This window comes from Micromonospora gifhornensis (genome assembly GCF_016863515.1).
In the GTDB taxonomy this organism is placed as follows: Bacteria; Actinomycetota; Actinomycetes; order Mycobacteriales; family Micromonosporaceae; genus Micromonospora; species Micromonospora gifhornensis.
On the sequence record NZ_BOPA01000036.1, the window covers coordinates 51,229 to 69,963 of the forward strand.

7 protein-coding genes and 1 pseudogene are annotated in these 18,735 nt (G+C 68.3%); 4 read left to right on the forward strand and 4 right to left on the reverse strand.

The features are described from left to right. From Vgi01_RS23880 to Vgi01_RS23890, 3 genes are all read right to left on the reverse strand, one after another. Entirely contained in the window at nucleotides 1–825 is an 825-nt protein-coding gene (locus tag Vgi01_RS23880) for a hypothetical protein (protein WP_204292482.1), read from the reverse strand. Nucleotides 826–902: 77 nt separating this feature from the next. After that, nucleotides 903–1,196: a WXG100 family type VII secretion target gene (locus Vgi01_RS23885; protein ID WP_204292484.1), complete on the reverse strand. Its 294-nt coding sequence runs from the start codon at nucleotides 1,194–1,196 to the stop codon at nucleotides 903–905. Nucleotides 1,197–1,226: 30 nt separating this feature from the next. Next, nucleotides 1,227–1,547 carry a WXG100 family type VII secretion target gene (locus Vgi01_RS23890; protein WP_204292486.1) on the reverse strand — a complete coding sequence of 107 codons (321 nt, stop codon included), beginning with the start codon at nucleotides 1,545–1,547 and terminating at the stop codon, nucleotides 1,227–1,229. A gap of 271 nt (nucleotides 1,548–1,818) precedes the next feature. Between Vgi01_RS23890 and Vgi01_RS23895 the strand changes: the two genes are divergently transcribed. From Vgi01_RS23895 to Vgi01_RS31630, 3 genes and pseudogenes are all read left to right on the forward strand, one after another. Beyond that, nucleotides 1,819–2,232 carry a YbaB/EbfC family nucleoid-associated protein gene (locus Vgi01_RS23895; RefSeq protein ID WP_204292488.1) on the forward strand — a complete coding sequence of 138 codons (414 nt, stop codon included), beginning with the start codon at nucleotides 1,819–1,821 and terminating at the stop codon, nucleotides 2,230–2,232. Next, a complete protein-coding gene (locus Vgi01_RS23900) occupies nucleotides 2,229–2,975 on the forward strand; it encodes a hypothetical protein (RefSeq protein ID WP_204292490.1) in 747 nt (248 codons plus the stop codon). Before Vgi01_RS23895 ends, Vgi01_RS23900 begins: the two co-directional genes overlap by 4 nt. 21 nt (nucleotides 2,976–2,996) lie before the next feature. Next, nucleotides 2,997–3,395 (forward strand): annotated as a pseudogene (locus Vgi01_RS31630) (WXG100-like domain-containing protein); the annotation flags it as partial. Between the two features lie 422 nt (nucleotides 3,396–3,817). On the opposite strand, the gene Vgi01_RS23910 reads toward Vgi01_RS31630, so the two are convergent. Continuing rightward, on the reverse strand, nucleotides 3,818–4,291 hold the full coding sequence (locus tag Vgi01_RS23910; protein WP_204292494.1) for a hypothetical protein: 474 nt from the start codon (nucleotides 4,289–4,291) through the stop codon (nucleotides 3,818–3,820). Nucleotides 4,292–5,111: 820 nt separating this feature from the next. Between Vgi01_RS23910 and Vgi01_RS23915 the strand changes: the two genes are divergently transcribed. Then, entirely contained in the window at nucleotides 5,112–18,734 is a 13,623-nt protein-coding gene (locus tag Vgi01_RS23915) for a scabin-related ADP-ribosyltransferase (RefSeq protein WP_204292496.1), read from the forward strand. Nucleotide 18,735: the final 1 nt, after the last annotated feature.

Here is an 18,735-nt window from a genome sequence, read left to right on the forward strand (position 1 = left end):
CTATGCACCCAGCCTGTTGATCCGGGCATTACTTCGGCGCATTGCGCCGTCGAGGTCGTTGACGCTCAGCGCGTTCAACTCCTCGGTCTCGTCGTATCTCTTGATGAGCTCTCGCAAGTCACTCTGAAGTGTCAGGAGTACGTCTTTGACGTCGTCCATTACGGTGATCGTCTGACCGCTCAGACCGGGCGACTCGCCAGCGCCCACTATTTTCTGGCGCATTTTCTCGGCCACGGCAAATCCGCCGGGACGCAGCTCGATGTCGGACAGGGCCGCTTTGGCCAGCTCCAGCATCCCGTCCTGCCGCAGAGGGGCGTCCAGAGCGTTGCAGAAGTAGGCGATTGCCGCGGTGTTGACCGCAATCCCGCCTCGGCCATCCGCGACGTCGGCGAACGGTTTGACGGCCAGTCCCTCGACGCTGACATGGGGCTTTTCAATGTACGCATGCTCTGGGTCGAACTCGTTCGGCGCAGTGACCCGATCCTTCGCGTCATCCTGCCGGTACTCGGCCACCAGAACCTTCCAGCGGTCCGACTCGGTCTGCTTGTGGTACCAGGCCCAAACGGCCAGCTCCTCCGGCGTGTAGTCGTTGTTTCCGACATCACCCCAGCTGTAAGCTCCGCGCTGCACCAGATCCTGTTCAATCTTGCTGACAACGGCCCGGGCCCAGCTGTCCCCATCCGTCGGATAACCGTGCGCCTCGTCATAGCTGCGAAAGAGGCCGATCATGTCGGCACCCGCGATGCTTGGTCGGTCCAGATCGATGCTCATGATCTCGGTCTCGCTCGTGCGGGAGCCGCGGCTTTCCGTGACGGAGACATCCACGGCTCAAGGGCAGAAGGCTCGGCGGTCGCCGGCCCTTCTGGTCCGAGCGGCCGCGAGCGCAGGCGGGGTCGCCGCGATCAGGGAGTCCAGTAGGAGGCGTTGGCCTTCTCCGTGGCCCCGTAGTTGTCGGAAACGGTCATCAGCGTCCGGCGCGCGCGCTCCAGGAAGGTGTTCATCTGCTGGGCTGCCTGGTCCCAGCGCATCTTGGCGGCCCGGTAGGCGGTCTTGGCCTCCTCGCTCTCCCAGCCGTCAAGGCCACGCTCGACATTGACTTCCAGCTCGTTGAGAGCCTGCTCGATCCGCTGATTGATGCGGGTCACGTCGTCGAGGACCGCATCGGCCAGCCCGAAGTTGAAGGTGAAATTGGACAAGTCACTGCCTTTCTACGAGTGACGGGAGGATCAGATGCCGGGCAGACCCGAACCGAGCTGACGCGTTGCGGACGACGCCTCGTCCTCGGCCTGGTTGTAGCCCGCTCTGGTGCGCTCCATCTGGCCCTGCATCTCACGCAACGCGCGGATCACTTCGTTGAAGGACTGGCCCCACTGCTCCATCGCGGATCGGTAGCCTTGTGCTGCCGGCCCGGTCCAGCTGGCCATCAGTACGTCAACCTGGCCGGCGACGCTGCGATTGGCGCTGGTGAACTCGTCCGCCTTGGCGGCGAACTGCTGGGCCGCAGCCCGCATGCCTTCTTCGCTCGTGGAGACGTTGCCCATGGCCATGGTGCTCAAGCTCCTCGTGGTCGTACGGAATTCGATGGTCTCTGCGGCCTGACGCGCCGCGGCAAGTCTGCGGAGCGCTGGTCGGGCTCTGCCAACTCACGAAGCAATACCTGCACGATCGTGAAATGAGATTGCCTATCCACACGCTTGGACGTAGGCGGCACCGGAAACACGTGAAGTGCCGCTGCACGATCGTTCCTTCCTGCGACCCGACCCTTCCGGACCGGCGGATCCCGACATTCACTTGGCCCCGCGAGGAGGGAATGCCGCGATGGACTTCAACGCCCGGATCGAGGGTCTGTTCGAGGAGTACGAGCGTCAGCGCACCAGTCTCAGCGAGTTGCAGGAGAAGATGCGCGGCATTTCGACGACCGCGACATCGCAGCGTCGGGAGGTCGTCGTCACCGTCGGACAGAACGGCGTGCTCACCGACATCCAGTTTCCGACCAGCGGCTACCGGCGAATGACGCCGAAGGAGCTCGCCTCAGTGATCATGGCTACCTACGCCGACGCCAGGGAACAGGCGATGGTGCAGGCCGCGGAGGTGCTCAAGCCCTTCCTCCCGGACGGGCTGGATGCGGGGGCGCTGGTTCGTGGCACCGCTGGCGCCGAGGCGTACTTTCCGACTGAGCCGCGAATGGCCACGAGCGTACGGGAAATGATGCTCGGACGGTTGCCGCGATGACGCACCCTGGCGGCGAGATCTACGTCGACCCGGATGGCGTGATCAAGACCGGCGACGGGTACGACCAGTACCTCGCCACCTATACCGGGCACCTGGCGCGTATTCGTGAGGTGCGGTCCCGGTACAGCGGCAGCTGGGGCGACGACGAGTTGGGCCGGGAGTTCGGGCAGAATTTCATACGAGGCCTGGACGCCATGGAGCAGATCGTGGAAACCGCGGTGGGAATGCTTCAGTACACGGCCGAAGGCCTGCGGGCCAGCGGCATCGACTACCGCCGAGCTGACGAGCACGCCCGCGAGGCCGGGCTTCTGCTGGCCCGCAGAGGCGAGACGCATCTGGTGAGCCACGGACTTCCCACCGAGTCCAGCCACATCTCCGACACCGTCACCACGCCCCGTGCGCCCGCCGCCTCGTACCTGACTCCGCTGACGCCGGCGCTGTCCGCACACGACACGCGGGACATCTCCGGGATGCTGGTCAACGCGGAACGACTCCCGCAGGGGTGCCGTCTCGTGGCTCTCGTTCCACTGCCCGACGGCACCGTGCAGGTCGACGCGAACCGCTACGAGTCCGTCACGCCCGTGGCTGCCTCGGCAGTGACCGACCCGCAGGGACGGCCAATCGACCCGGATGGGCGGCAGTTCTTCGTCGTCCGCGACAACCCGAACGTGGACCCGACCGCAGCGGGCTACCGGCCGCTTCTCGTCGCCTATCCCACCGGCGGCGACCAGCCGGTCGCCTGACAACTCCGCCCAGGTTGCCCGATGCCAGACTTCCACATCCCCAACGACCCGGAATGGCAGTGGGTCTACGACCTCATTCTGTACGGAGTCGGTGAGGAGTACCCCGAGGCCGACCCGACCGCGCTGCGGGAGATGGCGCAGGAACTACAGATCACGGGCACCTTGGTGCTGAGCGAGGTAGCCGGTGCCGCATCCCTGAGCACGGCGCTTCACCACCACCTTGAGGGGCCGGCCGCGGAAGCCTACGCCCGCTTCGCTCCGGGTATCACCAACAGCCTGCCGGCCGGTGCCGACATCGCCAACTCGCTGGCCGACTCGGCCGAGCAGTTCGCCCTGGACTCGGAGGCAACGCAGTACGGCATCATCATCGCCGCCTTCACCATCGTGGTGGAGATTGCCATAGCGCTGGCCACCGGATTCGGGGCCGCCGCCGTGCCGGGCCTCATCAAGATCGGTCAAACGATCGTCCAGCAACTGGTCAATCTCTTCAAGGTCCGGATGCGGAATCTGCTGCTGCGGTCCGGATGGCAAGCCTTCGAAGAGGCACTCGAAGAGATCGCACAAACCTTGGCGGCACACCTCGCTCAGATGGCGGAGGGAAACCGGAGAACACCGGACGGTAGGGAAATCGGCATGGCCGCCGCCGGTGGCGCCTTCATCGGCGGCGGCATCGCCGCGGTATTCGGGCTCGTCCAGAGATACTTCCCGGGCATCAACCGGCACCTCTTCACCCGCGAGGCCTTCCTGGCGGGCCTTGAGACCGGCTTCGAGGGTCTCTTCACGCTGATGGTGCACGGGCAGTTCAATCCGTTCGCCACCGCGACATCCTCCATGATGGGCGGCTACGCGAGCGCAAGAGCGAACGAGTACGCCGACCATAATGTCGCGGCGGCGTTCGGCAAGCGACCACCCGAGCAGAACCTGCGCCCTGTGCCGTCTCCGGCCAGCACAGAGACCGCCTTAGAACGCAGCACCACCACACCCACCACACCCACCACGGCCAGCACCGCCACACCCACCACGGCCAGTACCACCACGGCCAGTACCACTACGGCCACGACACCCACCACAGCCACCTCGACGGGCCAGGAAAGCCTCACTCCGGTTGGCGCAGCGCCCACAACTGCCACTGGTGGGTCAATCAACGTCGCATCCCCAGCAACCAGCCGACCGCCCATGGGGGGTACCGGACAGACCAGCGGGGCACCGACCAGCAGCGGCGGTACCGCAACGACCGGTGGCACCACCACATCGACCAGCGGCACCGCAACCACCGACGGCACCACATCGACCGGCGGGAACACAAACAGCGGCATCTTGGACGTCAACGTCGAGGGCCACTCAGGGCAAGCCACACCAAGCACGCCGCCACCTCCGAACGCCAGCGTGGTCGCGCGCACCGACCTCGGTACAGACCTGTCTGCGGCGACACCCCAGGCCCAGGGCTTGGCGGGCCTGGACACCACGCTCCGCCAACCCACCGACTCCGCTGTGGCGCAGCACATCGAGGTGCCAGCCCCGGGTGGTCACACCGCAGGCGACATGCTCAACCCGTCGGCCGTCACCCGCGACACGACCCGAAACACTGACGGTCCAGCAGAACTCACCGCCGACGATCGCACAGCCGCCGAAGGTTTCAAAGCACGGCTGGTCGATTCCGAACTGCCCGCCGAGTTGCGGGATGCGATCGGGATTGTTCGTGAGGTCGGACTAGCCGTCCCGCCTCAGGCCGAAGGCGACACCGACAGCCACGGAAGGCAGGTAGCCTTCGTTGCCGCCGACCACCTACGCCATCACCCCAACGACATACACGGTGCGCGTGCCATCGTGACCAGGCTGGCCACCGGCCACCCCCGCACGGGAACCCTGCCTGGCGGCGCACATCGCGACCCCGTGGAGCTGCTTCAGGCCGCCCTTGACGCGGCCGGGGCAGCAGGGCTGACAGAGGCGGATATTCGCGCCGAACTAGCTGATCGCGAGCTCTCTGACGAGTCGATCGCGAGTCTGTTCAGGCAGCTCACGGAAAGCTACCCCCACACCTACCAGTCGTGGCACGAGGAACGCCCAGAAGCCAGCCACACGACGAGGATCAGGCGCTACGGTCCGGCAGCTTCGGGCTCCCGGTCAATTCAGCCAGTGCCGGTTGCGCCGCATTCGGCTCCGCCACGACTTCCCGACCATCTCACCCTCACGACGAACCCACCGGTCGCGCCACCAGCCGCTACGGGCACCATCGACGGCGGCCTGACCCAACAGACCGCCAACGCGGCCGGCGTCGACATCCTTCCTCCGCCCGCCACCGTCAACGACCGCACCCCCTCCGACCGCATCGAAGCAACTCACGACGAGTCCGAATCGGGCCTCCGGACGCCGCCGCAGCAGCCGACCGCCGAGCGCCTGCTGGCCGGTCTCCGCGCGGCGGCTCGACCAGCCCCAGCACAGGGTCTGCTCGGTCCCGACATCTTCGGCGTACGCCGGACCCCACCCCGGCCACCCTTCCTCCAGGTGGCCGCGCTACGCGACCTGGCCAGCGACCAGCTGCAGCCGTTGCTCGACCGCCTGGATCTGGCCACACCCCACGACCGGATCGCGAACGCCGTGGATGACTCGCAACTGAGCGGCGGTCTGGTCTGGACCGACGTACCGACGCACCGGACCTGGCTTGAGAATCCGAACGAGGTTCCCCCGGCCATGCGTGAGCTTCCGGCGACAGTCGACATGCCGGCGATGGTGCACTCGATCTGGCTTGGCGGCACGCCGCCCGACGACCACCTGGAGAATCTGGCCGCGATGGCGGCGAGTGCAAGCGGCGCCGGTTTCAAGACCCACCTGTGGACCGACATTCCCCGTGCCGACATAACCCGGGCCATGGCCTCGGACGCCCCGGAACTCGCGGCCGTCCGCCAGCTGGTCGGGTGGGCTCGCCGCAATCAGATTCTGCTCGTCAACGTGGACGAGGTCTTCCACGCCGGCGATCCGATGGATCTGGATGCCCAGTACCGGTCCGAGCACGCCAAGCAGCAGGGGCGCGGATACGGAGCGGCCAGCGACATCCTGCGCATCGAGATCCTGAAGCGTTTCGGCGGCGTCTACACCGATGGCGACAACTATCTCAGCGCGCAATCGCTCGCACAGCACGAATCCGGCATGCCGAACTGGCTCGCAAACGTCGACCGCTTGTTCGTCGAGCGCGGCTTCGGGGCTTTGATCCCTCCGTACTCCAATGCGCGAACCTACGCGAACGCCGGGTTCGTAGGCACCCGCGGACACCCTTTCTTCCACTTGTACGCCGATCGGATCGCCGAGCGATACCAGCGCACGCAGTACGAGCTGCTACCCCACTCGCGAACCGACCGTGAATGGTCGGAAACGCAGGTCAAGAACAAGCACATGGCGGCCCGACGCCACTCGATCATGGCGCGGACCGGACCGGACCTACTCGACAAGCTGGCCAGAGACCTGGGCTTTCGCGCCTCCACCATGGTCGGGATCGTCAAGCAGGGTCCGCCATTGCCGACGCTCGACACCATCGAGATGGGCGACGCGGGCTCCTGGAAGGCAGGATCTGAGCCCTTCGCGCCGCGTCGCCAGTTCCAGGACGAGATCCCGGTTCTCAGCCGGGTCGCCGCGACGTTGATCCGCGACCTCTACAACCGCGACGGTGATCTGCACCTGACCGCTGTCGCTCCGGTGGTGAACGGACTACCTGAGCCGGCTGCCGCGTGGACCGCAGTGGTCGAGTTCATCGCCGGGCATCCGGATTTCGGTCCCCTGATCCGGACAGTCACCGATCGTGTGCTGGTTCCGTCCTCGGCGAACAACGGCAGCGTCGACACGAAGGTGCTGCCTCTTCCAGACCCCGTACGCCGGCGGCTCGGTCTGACCGACGAGCCAGGCGCCGGCGATCCACCGGGCAACTGGCTGCGAGGCGAGCTGGTCCGCCCGGCGCGACCTACGTCAGCGTCCCCGGTGGGGCCGGTGACCGCGAGCGCTCAATCCGGGACGTCCGGACCCGGTGCGCCTACGCAGGTATTCATGGCCGACACCACCGACTCGATGATTCGGGGCCTGGACCGGACCATCAGCGAGCGGGAACGCGACCTTCGCGAGCGCGGCCTGGACCCCAGCAACGACCATCTCCTGCGGGAACTGCGCGCACACCGGGCGAGCCATTCCCGCCGGCCGCGACCCTTGCCTGTGCCGCCGGCAGCAGCGACCTCAGCCCCGGTCTCATCGCCGGTCCCGGCCGCCGACGACAGCGCGCCCGTCACCCTCTCGCTCACCAACCTGCACCTGCTTCTCGAACATCGGCCCTCCTGGGCACCCGGCTGGGCGACCGAAGGTCAAGGGCTGCGGCTGCGTCGTGCCGCCACCGCCTTCGGTCAGCAGTTCGCCGCCGACCTGGCCGGGCAGGTGGCAGGTCGGCCGGTCGCGCCCGGCGACGTGACCGACTTCCTGTCCATCGAGTCCGTCGCCGCCGTGCAAGGCCTGGCGAATCTCATCTTCCTTCAGGCCGTGGCTGCGGCCGAGGGAACCTTCGCGCCGTTACCTATGCGGTCGTTGCTGCCGATATCCGAGGTCATCGACCAGCTCGACCCGGTACCGCAGGGCTTCGATCCGACGACTCCAGGCGCGGCCACCACCCAGGGCGCCGGCGCCTTCCTGCGAGCCAACGACGGCGTGTTCCGCGAGCAACTCGCCCGGCAGCTCAGCGAGCACCTCGGCCGATCGATCGACGCCGCCGACCTGGTGCTCGATCCACCAGTGCCGCGCGGCCCGGTCGCCAGCCGGGGCGCCACAGCAGCCGCGATCGAGGTGGAGTTGCTGCGCGGGAACCCGCAGCGAACGCCGCTGGGAATGCCGGACGAGGCTCTGCTCTTCCGCGTCGCCGAACAGTACGGTCCGCACTCGCGGCGGGCGCAGGACCTGGCCGAACGAAACCGCAGCGACCTGCGGGGGCGACGCAACCTCCGACGCAAGGGCGACGCGGACCCGGTGGCAGCGCCGGTGCCGGAAACCTATGGGCGCGTCGAGTCGCCGCGCCGGATGCCGAACGGAGTCTGGGCGTACCTGCCCGACGGGGACGATGTGGCCCGGGCATTCGACGTGCTCGACCTCGCCGAACGGATCACCACTGCGCCGGGCACGCTGACGGTCACCGGCATCGCCAGAGGTACCGGCAGCGAGGTATCGATCACCGACGGGACCGGCGGCATCATCCCGGAGCTGCTGGTCAACGAACCGTTCGTCGCCCAGGCCGCTCAGGGCGGTCGCGAGCACTCGGTGCTCGTGCTACGTCTGCTCGATGACCAGCGGGCAGCGGAGACGATCGCACGGCAGACCCAGATCCTCATCGACCGGGACACGCTGCTTCGCGGCACCGGCCCGCGCGGTGTCGTGGTCGGCGTGCACGACCCGGCTGCCGATCGGTGGTCGTGGCAGGCCGTCATCCCAGGAAGCCAGTCGCTGCAGGCGGCAGAATCGCTCGACGAGGCGTTGGCCGTGGTTCGCAGCGTACCGTCGCTGCAGCTCGACCCGGCACAGGAACTCCGTGCGCGCGTCAACGGCCACACCACCCATCCCGGGCTGACCACGGTCGAGTGCGCTCAGTTGATGCTCCAGGGCGCCAGTGACCTGCCGACCTACTCCGAGCGGGCCACAGATTCGCCTGATTCCTTCACCGAGAAAGTGCTGCGGGTGCCGGTCCGACCCGGTGCCACCCCTGCCGAGGCGATGGAGACCGCCCGGCTCTGGCTGGACCCGGAGGCTGTTCGCGAGGTGGTGCCGCGCGGTGACGACGGCACGGTCGGGCTCGTCCGCATCGCGCCGGACCTGCGAGCGCACGTCCTGCGCCTGCCGGCCACGGCGACCGAGCCGGACACCTGGGCCTCGGTCGTCCGGCCGGCTGAACCCAGGGACCGGGTCCGGTACCGGGTCTGGGTCAACCGGCACGAACCCTTGCCAGGACCCGCCGGCCCCGTCACGTTGACTGCGGTGCTGCCCGGCACGCACGTGGACTGGTCGGTGCTCGACACGCTGCCGCCCTCGTTCTTGACGCGGTTGACCATCGAGCCGGGCCGGATCGAGAACGGCACGATCGATGTCGGAGAGACACGGCCGATCGACGCCGCCGAGTACGCCGGCCGGCTTCCAGAGGACGCCGACGAACCCATCGTCGTCCTTCAGGCGCCCATGCACGGCGATGACGGCCTGCCGTTCGCCAAGGCGCTGTCGCACGCCGGATGGGTGCTGGTGCAACGGGTTCAGAACGGCACGCGCGAGTGGCGGATGTTCCGTGACGGTGAACTGGTCGAGGTCATCCCGTCCACCACGGGGAGGGAACTGGGTCAGGCACTGCGGCGTTGGGCCGGCAACGCGCTCGTCCCGTCCGCGCAAGCCGTGCACAACCTTCTCCGCGGAGAAGTCCGTACACCGGACGCACCCTCCGCCGTGGTCATCCGGCGGGCGATGGCGGCGGCCGAGCTCAACAACAGCGGCACCGTCCGGGGCTGGCTCACTCTCCCGCCCGGGTCCGGCACCACCGGGCCGATCTCACGTCTGTTGGAGCACTACCCCGCTGGTCTGCTTCCGCTGCGCCGCGGGCCGATAGACGGGCAGGTGAACATCCGGATCGAGGTGCCGTCTCGTTACATCGCGCGGGTCGCGGATCGCGGTTACCCCCGGCCGATCGTCGATCTGACCGCTTTGACCGATGCCCGCGCCGTGCTCGGCGCGGACGGCCTGGTGACCGTACCGGCCGCGGTCACCGCTGAGCGGGGTGTCGAGGTTGTGCGCAGTTACCTCACCGGCATGCGCGCCCGGCGGCCCGCCGATCACCCGGAGCAGCGGGCGGCGCGCCTCTTCGGGATGCTCGGCGGCGTACGACCAACGGCCGGCGTACCTTCCCTCACGGCCTGGGCCGATCAACTCGGTGCCCGGTTCCGCGATGCCGAGCCGCGTTCCGTCGAGCGGCTCGGCGCGGGCGCGGTCACGCTGGTACGCACGCGCCGAGCCGGCGTACTGATGGCTGTCGGCGTCGAAGACCCGCACCGACCGGTGCTGCTCACCCTCGACGGCGAGTCGATCGACCCGGCCGTTCTGGGCCAGGACGGCGGGCAACTGCTGCTGACCGCCGACGGGCGGCTGGCCCAGATCGACATCAGCGTGCCGGGCCTGTCCCTGCCGACTGTTCGCGGCCTTCCCGGCGAGGAACCCGCCGTCTCCCTCCCCGACCGGGTAGCGGATCGTCTCCGGGCCGGCGGCCGCGAGGTGCCGGCCGACCTGGATCGCCGGTTGAGCAGACGAGTCAGCATCACCGCAGCCCGCCGGCTGAGCCGGCTCGCCGGGAATCCGGCCACGATCGACATGGTGGCCCAGGAGGTCGTCCAGGAATCGGACGAGCAGGTCAACGAAGACGCCCGCCGGGCCCAGCTGCTCGACGGCGTCATCGAGTTTCTGGCCGACAACGGTCTCGCGATGTCCGCCGAGGATGTCAGCACGCAGCTGGACGCAGTGCTCGCCGCCGACCCGCCGGAGTGGATCGGGTCGTCCGTCCCTGAGGAGATGATCATCCGGGTCGGGGTGAACATCGCCACCCGGGGCGCCGACCTGCGCACGATGGCGGCCGGTGGCAGCATCGCCCGCGAACGACGGGCCCGGTTCCGGTCCGCGACGCAGCCCGAGCCGCCGACCAACCAGGCGACCGAGGCGTCACCGGAGACCATGGAGCCCACGCCACCCGCCCCGACCCAGCAGACGCACTCGGCACAGTCGACACAAGACGATGGCGCGGCACGGCCCAGGGCCATCCGCCCTCTGCCGGTACCGCCGGCTGCTGCCGTTCCGGGCGACTCCGGTCGCTCTGTCCAGGACACGCGGCGGACGCCGAGCCCGGTGGGCGCAACGCAGATCACGTCGTCAACGACCGTCCCGACCGGTGAGGTGCCGGCCGACGGCAACTGCCAGCTCTACAGTGTGATCGGAGCAGATCCGCAGCACGTACGCCGGGCGCTCGCGGCGCACAGCCTGGGTTCGGCGGAGGTACGGCGGTGGCTGAACGATCCTGAGCAGGTTCGAGGCGACCTTCAGCGCCACGCCAGATCGCTGTCCAACGACGGGATCCCGGTCCCGGACGACTCGCCGCTGTCGCAGGCAGCGGACGCGCTACGCGAACTCGTCGTTCGGCACCTTGATTCCTACGCGGGTCGTCCCGGTGACATCCCGATCTGGGTCGTTCAGCAGTACCGGGCCGGCGACGATAGGCTCCTTCCGGACAGCGCCGACGATCGTGCCTTGCTGCTCGGTCGGCTCGGCTCGCTCGGACTCACCACCGTGACCGACGCCGACCTGTTGCCGCTCGACTGGCTCCGCGACCGGTTCATCGCGCGGCGCACCTCCGACCTCGTCTCGTCGGCGGGCTCACAGTCGCAGGCCCGGGAAGCCGCCGAGCGTGAAGTGCCCCTCACGGATCTCGGCCGGCCCGACGTGAATCCCCGGCTCGCCGACAACGCCACCCGCAAGATGCGACAGATGCTCGAATACCTGGTGGAGCGGGACGGGCCCCTGACCGTCTCCGAGGTGCCGACGACGGTCCTGCGCGGCATGCTGAACATGCACTACGCCCTGTACTCCGGGCCGGTGACGCCAACCGAGTTCGACACCATGCGGAACGCGGCGACGAACTGGCAGGGCTACTGGCTTCGCGACGAGGGCGAGACTTTCCTTCCCCTGCTGGCCGACGCGTTGGGTCTGCGGATCACGATCCAGCGACCGCAACCGCATCAGCCCACCTCGATCGGCGAGGAGCACCACCCGAAGATCCGGGTCGTGCTGGAGTACCTGCACTACAGCTTTGTGCCGACCGCGCCTGCCGCTGACCGGCCGCACGACGACCAGTCGCGGCCGGCCGGGTCCCGGACAGTCGAGCAGGTGAGCGCATCTCCTGCGCTGGCCGCCGCCGTCGACACACTGCCGACGTGGGACGGCACTGCAGACTGCGTGCTCCGCGTCGACGACGTGCTGACCCGTTTCGCCGGCCACAACCACACCCGGGACGACTCGCCGTCGCGCAATCACCCGCAGCGGGTCCTCGCCACCCTCGGCGCCACCCGATACCAGCCCGTCGCCGTCACCACACTGACCAACCTGCAACCCGGTGACGTCACCGCCGTCTTGACCGCCATCCCCAACGATCCCATGCACATGGTCCTGGTCGAGCGCCGCACCACCGGTGAGCTGATCCTCATCGAAACCCAACAAACCGGATCCCGACGGTACGCCCGCGTCGATCCCACCTTCCGCGATCTTCCATCGGCGCTGGCCGGCCCCCTCCGCGTACCGGTCACCGCCACCGGCGCGGTCGCCACCCTCAACCCCGGCCCCGGTGACCGCCGCCCCACGACGGCATCCACCGACCGTACGCTGCATGCCCTGCTCGACCCTCCCAGTTCCTCGCTTCCGGGCATGCTCAGCAGTGGACGCCGAGGTGAGTCGGCGCCGACGGCACGACCACCCGCGGCCCGGCAGGACGCCGCGTCCGGCCCGGCCCCTGCGGACTCCTCCAGACAGGTGATCGAGCCGGAAGGGGGACGGGCCCGTTCCGTCCCACGCGCCCGACCAGTACGATCGTTCCGGTTTCGCACCAAGACGCAGGTGCTGGACGCCGGTGACGCCCATCGGGTTCGGGCGTTGGCCGCGGAGGTGACCAAGCGCGTTCACGACGCGCCATCATCGACACTGAGGGTGATCATCACCGGGTACGGCAACGGCACGCGGGTGCGGTACTTCGACACCATCCGCCGCTGGACAGCCGGACGGACAGGTCGGCAACGTGCCGAAGCTGTCGCTCGCGAACTGGGCACAGCGCTACGCGATCTCGATCAACCAACGCGGGATCGCATCCAGATCGAGCCGGTGGCGGGCTCGTGGCAACCGGGACTGACGCCGGAGGAACGGCAGAAGGCCGTTGTCACGTTCGCGATGTCGCTACGGCACCGGCCTCTTGTCGCGGACACCGGACCGCCGATCGGCATGTCCCTCACCTCACGCAGTCGTCGCGCGGACGAACCGGATCGGCTGCTCGACCTGCTGGGTGCAGGAACCGACCACGTGCTCGTCGCCGACCGCGCCACGGACGACCCCGATGATGTCCTGTCCGGCCTGGCTTTCAGCGCGCATCCGCCACCCTGGGGTGATCGCCGGCCGTTCTTCGTCGTGGTGGGGGCCCGCACTCCCGACGACGTTGCCGATGGCGTCTACCCGGTGGTCGGTGACGACGGTGACGTGCACAGGGTCAGCGGCGACGAGCTGGCCGTCGCGGTGCGCGACTCCACGGCCTACCAGGCAGCGGCACGGACGCAGCCGGGCGGCCCCCCGGTCGTCCTGATCGCCGGTCGGGAGCGCGACGACCACCTGTCCGACGACGAGGGCCCGGCCGGCTTCGGCCGCATCCTGCCTGGCGGCGGTCTCTTCACCTTCGACGGCAACGCAACCCTGTACCTCGCCGACGACCGGGGCTTCGACATACCTGTGTTGCTGGTCTCCCCGGACGGCGGCTGGCGGCAGTGGACGAACGGCCGGTCGTCAGCCGTCGTCCCGTCGTCGGAAGACACACCGATCAAGGTCATCATGTACCCGGACGCGCAGGTGGGTGACGACGGCGACATCGTGCCCAACCCGAACGAGCGACCGCGCCTGATCGAACTGGCAGGCCACGACCATCCGGCGCTCATCGGCAGTAGCGGCACCCTGGTGGGCGTTGCGCTGGGGGTCCAGCCCGAGCTTCTGAACGTGGCATCACACTGGGCGAGCAACGATGGATATCGAACGGCTCTTCTCCGGCCCAGACCGTTCGGGCGGTCGTTGACGCCCGACAGCGATGCCGAGGAGCCGGTGGTCACCGCCCCGGTGCAGCCGGTCGAACCGGACCAGCGCATCAGGCCGTGGTCCAGGCAGGTGGCCGGCCCGAGACCCTTCTTCGTGGTGGGTCACAACGCCGCGGTCTGGCTGAACGGCAACCTCGGCCGCACCAGCGGGACCGCGCTCGCCGCCGCCCTCATGCGTACGCCGGCCTTCCTTCAGGCGCAGGCAACCAACCAGGGACCTACGTCCTACGTCCTCGTGGCTTGCAGCACCGCCCGCCCGAACACAACCGGACGCAGCACCGCGGCGGACTTCCAGCGGACATTGAGCGACGCCGGCTTCGACGCTCCGGTCATCGCAGCGACTACCGTGGTCTCGCTGGAGCCCACCGGTGCCACGATCATCTGGGACGGTGAATGGCGCGTCTTCCGGCGATCGGCGAACCAGCCCGGAGGTCTCGGCACCGGCCGGGTTCCGGCTGCTGACGACGTCTCAGGACTGTCCTGGTGGCACCCTGTCAACGACTCCTTGTCGGACACCGCGGAACTGTTTCGCACCCGCTACCCGTGGGTCCCGGAGATCAACGCCGACAACAGGTCGGCCGTGTCCGACGACGAATTGGTCAACTGCTTCTATGCCGCGATCGCTCTGCACCAGTCGTGGGACGGCGATCAGCTCTGGTCGGCTGCAGACCCCGGCGGAACCGCCCCATGGGCATACGCGATCAACTACGCGAACTTCTCCTCAGGCGCGGAGAACACCCGGGTCCTGCGCAAGGTGTCCGGCTACGACAGCATCGCCACCGCCTACCGCGAGCAGGGCGCGACCGACCCTGCCGTACACGGATTTGTCATCGTCGTGGAAGCCGGCCGGGACCCCCACGTCCACAACGTGGTGGGTACCCCCGAGGGTGTTCTGTTCATCGACAGCGCGACCGGACAACCCTCCTCCCTGCCGGCGAACCCACAACACGTCATTCACATCCCCATCGGCGACATCTCCGTAGATGTGCCCGGCTCGCCCTTTCACCCCAGCGATCAAGACGGCATCCGAACGATCGAGGACCTGTCCAAGCTGGCCGATGAGATCGCGGGTGGAACCCGGGTGGTGCCGGCCGACGATCCCCTCACCGACCCGGCCTCATGTGTGGCGCTGCTGGCAAAGGCGTTCGGTCGCCTGCATCCCGACCGGATCGCGCCGATCCCGGCCGCTGCCCGAACGGTCGACGACACCGTCCTGAACGGCCGGCAGACCAGCCGGCTCGTCGGCGGAGCCCAACTGGCCACGTTCGGCAGCTGGAACGACCTGGAGTCCAGGCTGGTAGAGGCAGCCGGAGAAAAGCAGACCAGCACCGCACTCGTACTCATCGAACGAAGCAAGGATGTCGGCCACGCGATCATGGCCCACCGGCTGCCGACCGGCGAGATCGTCTACGTCGATCTGCACCGCGACCCGCGCGACCGCGTGCTCCCACCCGGACAACCGCCGAAACTGAGTTCCGCCCGCGCGTCGGCAGTCGTCCTGGACGCCAACGGCGTGGAGATACCCCCGAGCGGACCCACCGACAGCCGCACCGTCGACGCCCTCATCGACCCCGCCGCGGACCACCGCTACGGCCGAGGCGGCACGGAGGCCGAGTACCACGGCGGATATCTGGATTATCCCGCAGAATGGGAGGACGATTCGGGCACCCCGCTCGCCGGCCATTTCCGGCAGATCGAGTACCTGGCGATCAATCACCGCGTGGGGCTCCGGGCCGTCATCGACTCGGGCACCTTCATGACGCGGGAAGGAGTCACCAGCGTTGCGCCGCCGGGGGTACCGGAAGACGACCTTCACGTCGAGCCGATCATCGAGTTCGTCACGGACCGGCCGCTGGCCGAACTCCCGGGCGACCCGGGGAGCGACAACACCTCCGCGATCCGTGCGCAGGAAGACATGTGCAAGTTGCTCGGTCGGCGCGGAGACAAGGCCCTACGGTCGGGATTCCGAGGTCTGGGCTACACCCTCGACCAGATCTTCGACCCCGCCGAAGGCTGGGATCTGCATCCGGACGCACGCCCGGTGCGCTTCGTGCCCGTGATCACCCACGGTCAGCCGGCGATCTCCATGCATCACACCAAGGGCGTACCGATCGGGGCGGTCAAGGAGTTCCTCGCCAACCTCACCCCACGGATCTGGGACCGCGCTCTGCAACGTAGGCACCTATCGGGGGGAAGCTTCGCGGCGAGTATCCGAAACGCGTATCAAACGTGGTACAGCCCTCGGTTCAACGACGGTCGCCAACGCCCGCTCGGACGGCCGACTGAGGACGAGCTCAACGAGCTCGAAGGGGCCATGTGGGTCACCTACGACCACGTGGCTGGCCTGGCGATGGCGGCGCTGACCGGCGGCCTACGCGGCAAACACCTCAGCCCGATCGCCATGCGGCAGAGCCTGCGCGCGATGCGCAACGAGCTGACCCCGGAGACACAACGCTTCCTGCAGGAAAACAGCCGATTGATCGAGGTGACCTTCGAGGCGACCCTGCTGACCGAGGAACGCGACGACAACAAACGCCGCTACGACTACAGCAGACTCTACGTCGAGAACCACAACAACGCCGCCCGACAGCACGCGGCGTCGCCGCAGTACCACCAAGCGCCGACCCTGCTGCCGACGGGAACAGAGGTCCGACCGTTGGACGCCGTGCGGTACGCCCGGCTGTTCGAAAGGCATCAGAGACCTACGGTGAGCGTCCGCGAGTACCTGCACACGATGCTGCTCGACAACGCACCGCAGCTGAATCAGCACGAGGCGTTCGGCGTCCGCACCATCCACAACGATCTTGACCGGGCGCGGCCGTCCGGCCGTGGACTGCTGCTGTTCGAGATCCGCAATGACACGGCCCGGTTGATCCACCCCCACCAGATCCTTCCCCAGTACCAAGAGCTCCGCACCATCGTGCAGAATGCCGTTGCCCGCGTCGAGCCACGCAACACCACCGTCGCCGCACGTACCAGCCAGTTCTCCATTGGCAGTTGGTCGTTCGCTGCCACGGGATTCAGTGGATTCCCACCCGGCACCGACACGACACCCCTGCCGTCGGCACACACCCCGGAGCAGGTCCATCAGCGATTCCCGTTCCTGCGCGGGGTCAACCCCGACCGCGACTCCGGCACCGAGACCCGCACCAACTGCGTGATCACCGCGATCTCCTACATCCTCTCGGTGGACGAGGGCACGGTCGTGGAAGCCTCCGGCGCGATCGAGCTGCCCGGTGCCGATCTGATCAACTTCCAGCGACAGCGCCTCGGCCTGCGCGACGACGAGCACCGGGTCTGGCTCACGCCTAGCGTCGAAGCGCTCACCGATGCCCTGCTGGCTGCCGGCGTGGGCACGCAGGTGTTCCTCGCCGACCGGGGCGACAACGGGCACCTCAACCACGTGTTCGTGGGAGTCGTCGACCACCTCGGCGTGACCTACCTCGACCCACAGAACGGGGGACTGGCGGCTCTGCCTGCCACCACCACCGCCCTCGCCGTTCTGCCACTCACCCACAGCATGTCGATGCCGGTGGGCGGCCGGATGCTCACCGCCAACGAAGTCGGCGTCGCGCCCGGAATTCCCGCCAGTCAGGCATCGCCGCCCGCGGAAGCTTCCCCTACCCGTCCGAGGTCGGCCGCGCGATGGGCGCGCGACGTGACCGGTAGCCCCGCTCTCTGGCAAGAACGCGCCTCGCTGCAACTGGATGCGGAACTCGACCCGCCGGCATCCTCAACGACTCCATCAGATCGGGCCGCGAGGCAGGTCGCGACGGCGCCGCCTCTACTACCCGACCACCTCACCCTCACGACGAGCCCGCCCGACTCGGCACCACCGGCCGGACCCCCGGTCGCGCAGTCGCCGATCGTGGAGGGCACGCTGCCGCAGCCCGCCCTGCAGTCGGCCCTGTCGCACGAGCCGGCACCGCGGGGCCCGTTGCTGCGGTTCACCCAGCCGCCCGGGTATACCGCCGGCGGCACGCCGCGGCCGCCGACGCCTATCGATGTGCTGCCGACGGATCCGCCACCCGCCAGCCTGGACTTCACGCCAGGGCCGGCCAGCACCGGACCCACACCACCGACCGGCCTTCCCAGCGCCCAATTGAACCCGGCAGTGGACCCGACCAATATCGCCGGTCTGGTCGCTAACCCCGGCAACCCGAGCGGCCAGCCCCAGTACCGGACCGACCAGAACCCGGTCTTCCGGTGGGACACCCGTGGCCCGATGCCTTTCGCGAACCCGACCGGAAGCAGTGAGTTCCCGCCGACCCAGCCCGGGATCTTCAACACCGGCTTCCAACCGCAAGACGTCAGCAACACCGATCTGGCGAGCTTCGTTGATGGCAACCGAGGCGCGTTCGTGTCGACCTCGCGGCTGGAGAACCTCAACTTTCTCGGCGGCCCGTCCGGCCCGCACGGGCCATACATCTTCCGCTTCGAGATCCATGCTCCTGGTGGTGTGGACGTGAACGCGAGCCTGGGCGACCGCATCGATCCGCTTCATCGAAACCAGTTGGAGGTCGCGTTCCCTGGCGGCATCCGGACGGAGAACATCCGGGGAGCGCGGCGTGTCACCGACGGCGGCGCCCCTTTCATGCCGGTGACGCTCGGCCCGTTCCTCCCCAATCCCAATTTCAATCCGGGCGCGCCCAACCCGCACTTTCCCGCTCCGTCGACGACCGCTGCGACCGTGCCGGGCGGTAGCCAGCCACCGATCATCCCGCTGCCACTCCCATCGGGTGGCGCGCTGCCACCCTCACCGGGCGGTCCGCTGACCGCGCCGGTCGTGGTTCGACGTCTACGTCGACGGCCGCCGCCTCCCAAGCTGGCTCCCTCGGCCCCGTTGCCTCCGCCGCCGCCCGCTCCGTCCGTCTGAC

Coding starts and splice junctions, on each gene's coding strand:
- Vgi01_RS23890 (WP_204292486.1), bottom strand. CDS start 1,547: ATGGCCATGGGCAACGTCTCCACGAGCGAAGAAGGCATGCGGGCTGCG.
- Vgi01_RS23895 (WP_204292488.1), top strand. CDS start 1,819: ATGGACTTCAACGCCCGGATCGAGGGTCTGTTCGAGGAGTACGAGCGT.
- Vgi01_RS23900 (WP_204292490.1), top strand. CDS start 2,229: ATGACGCACCCTGGCGGCGAGATCTACGTCGACCCGGATGGCGTGATC.
- Vgi01_RS23910 (WP_204292494.1), bottom strand. CDS start 4,291: ATGCCGCTGTTTGTGTTCCCGCCGGTCGATGTGGTGCCGTCGGTGGTT.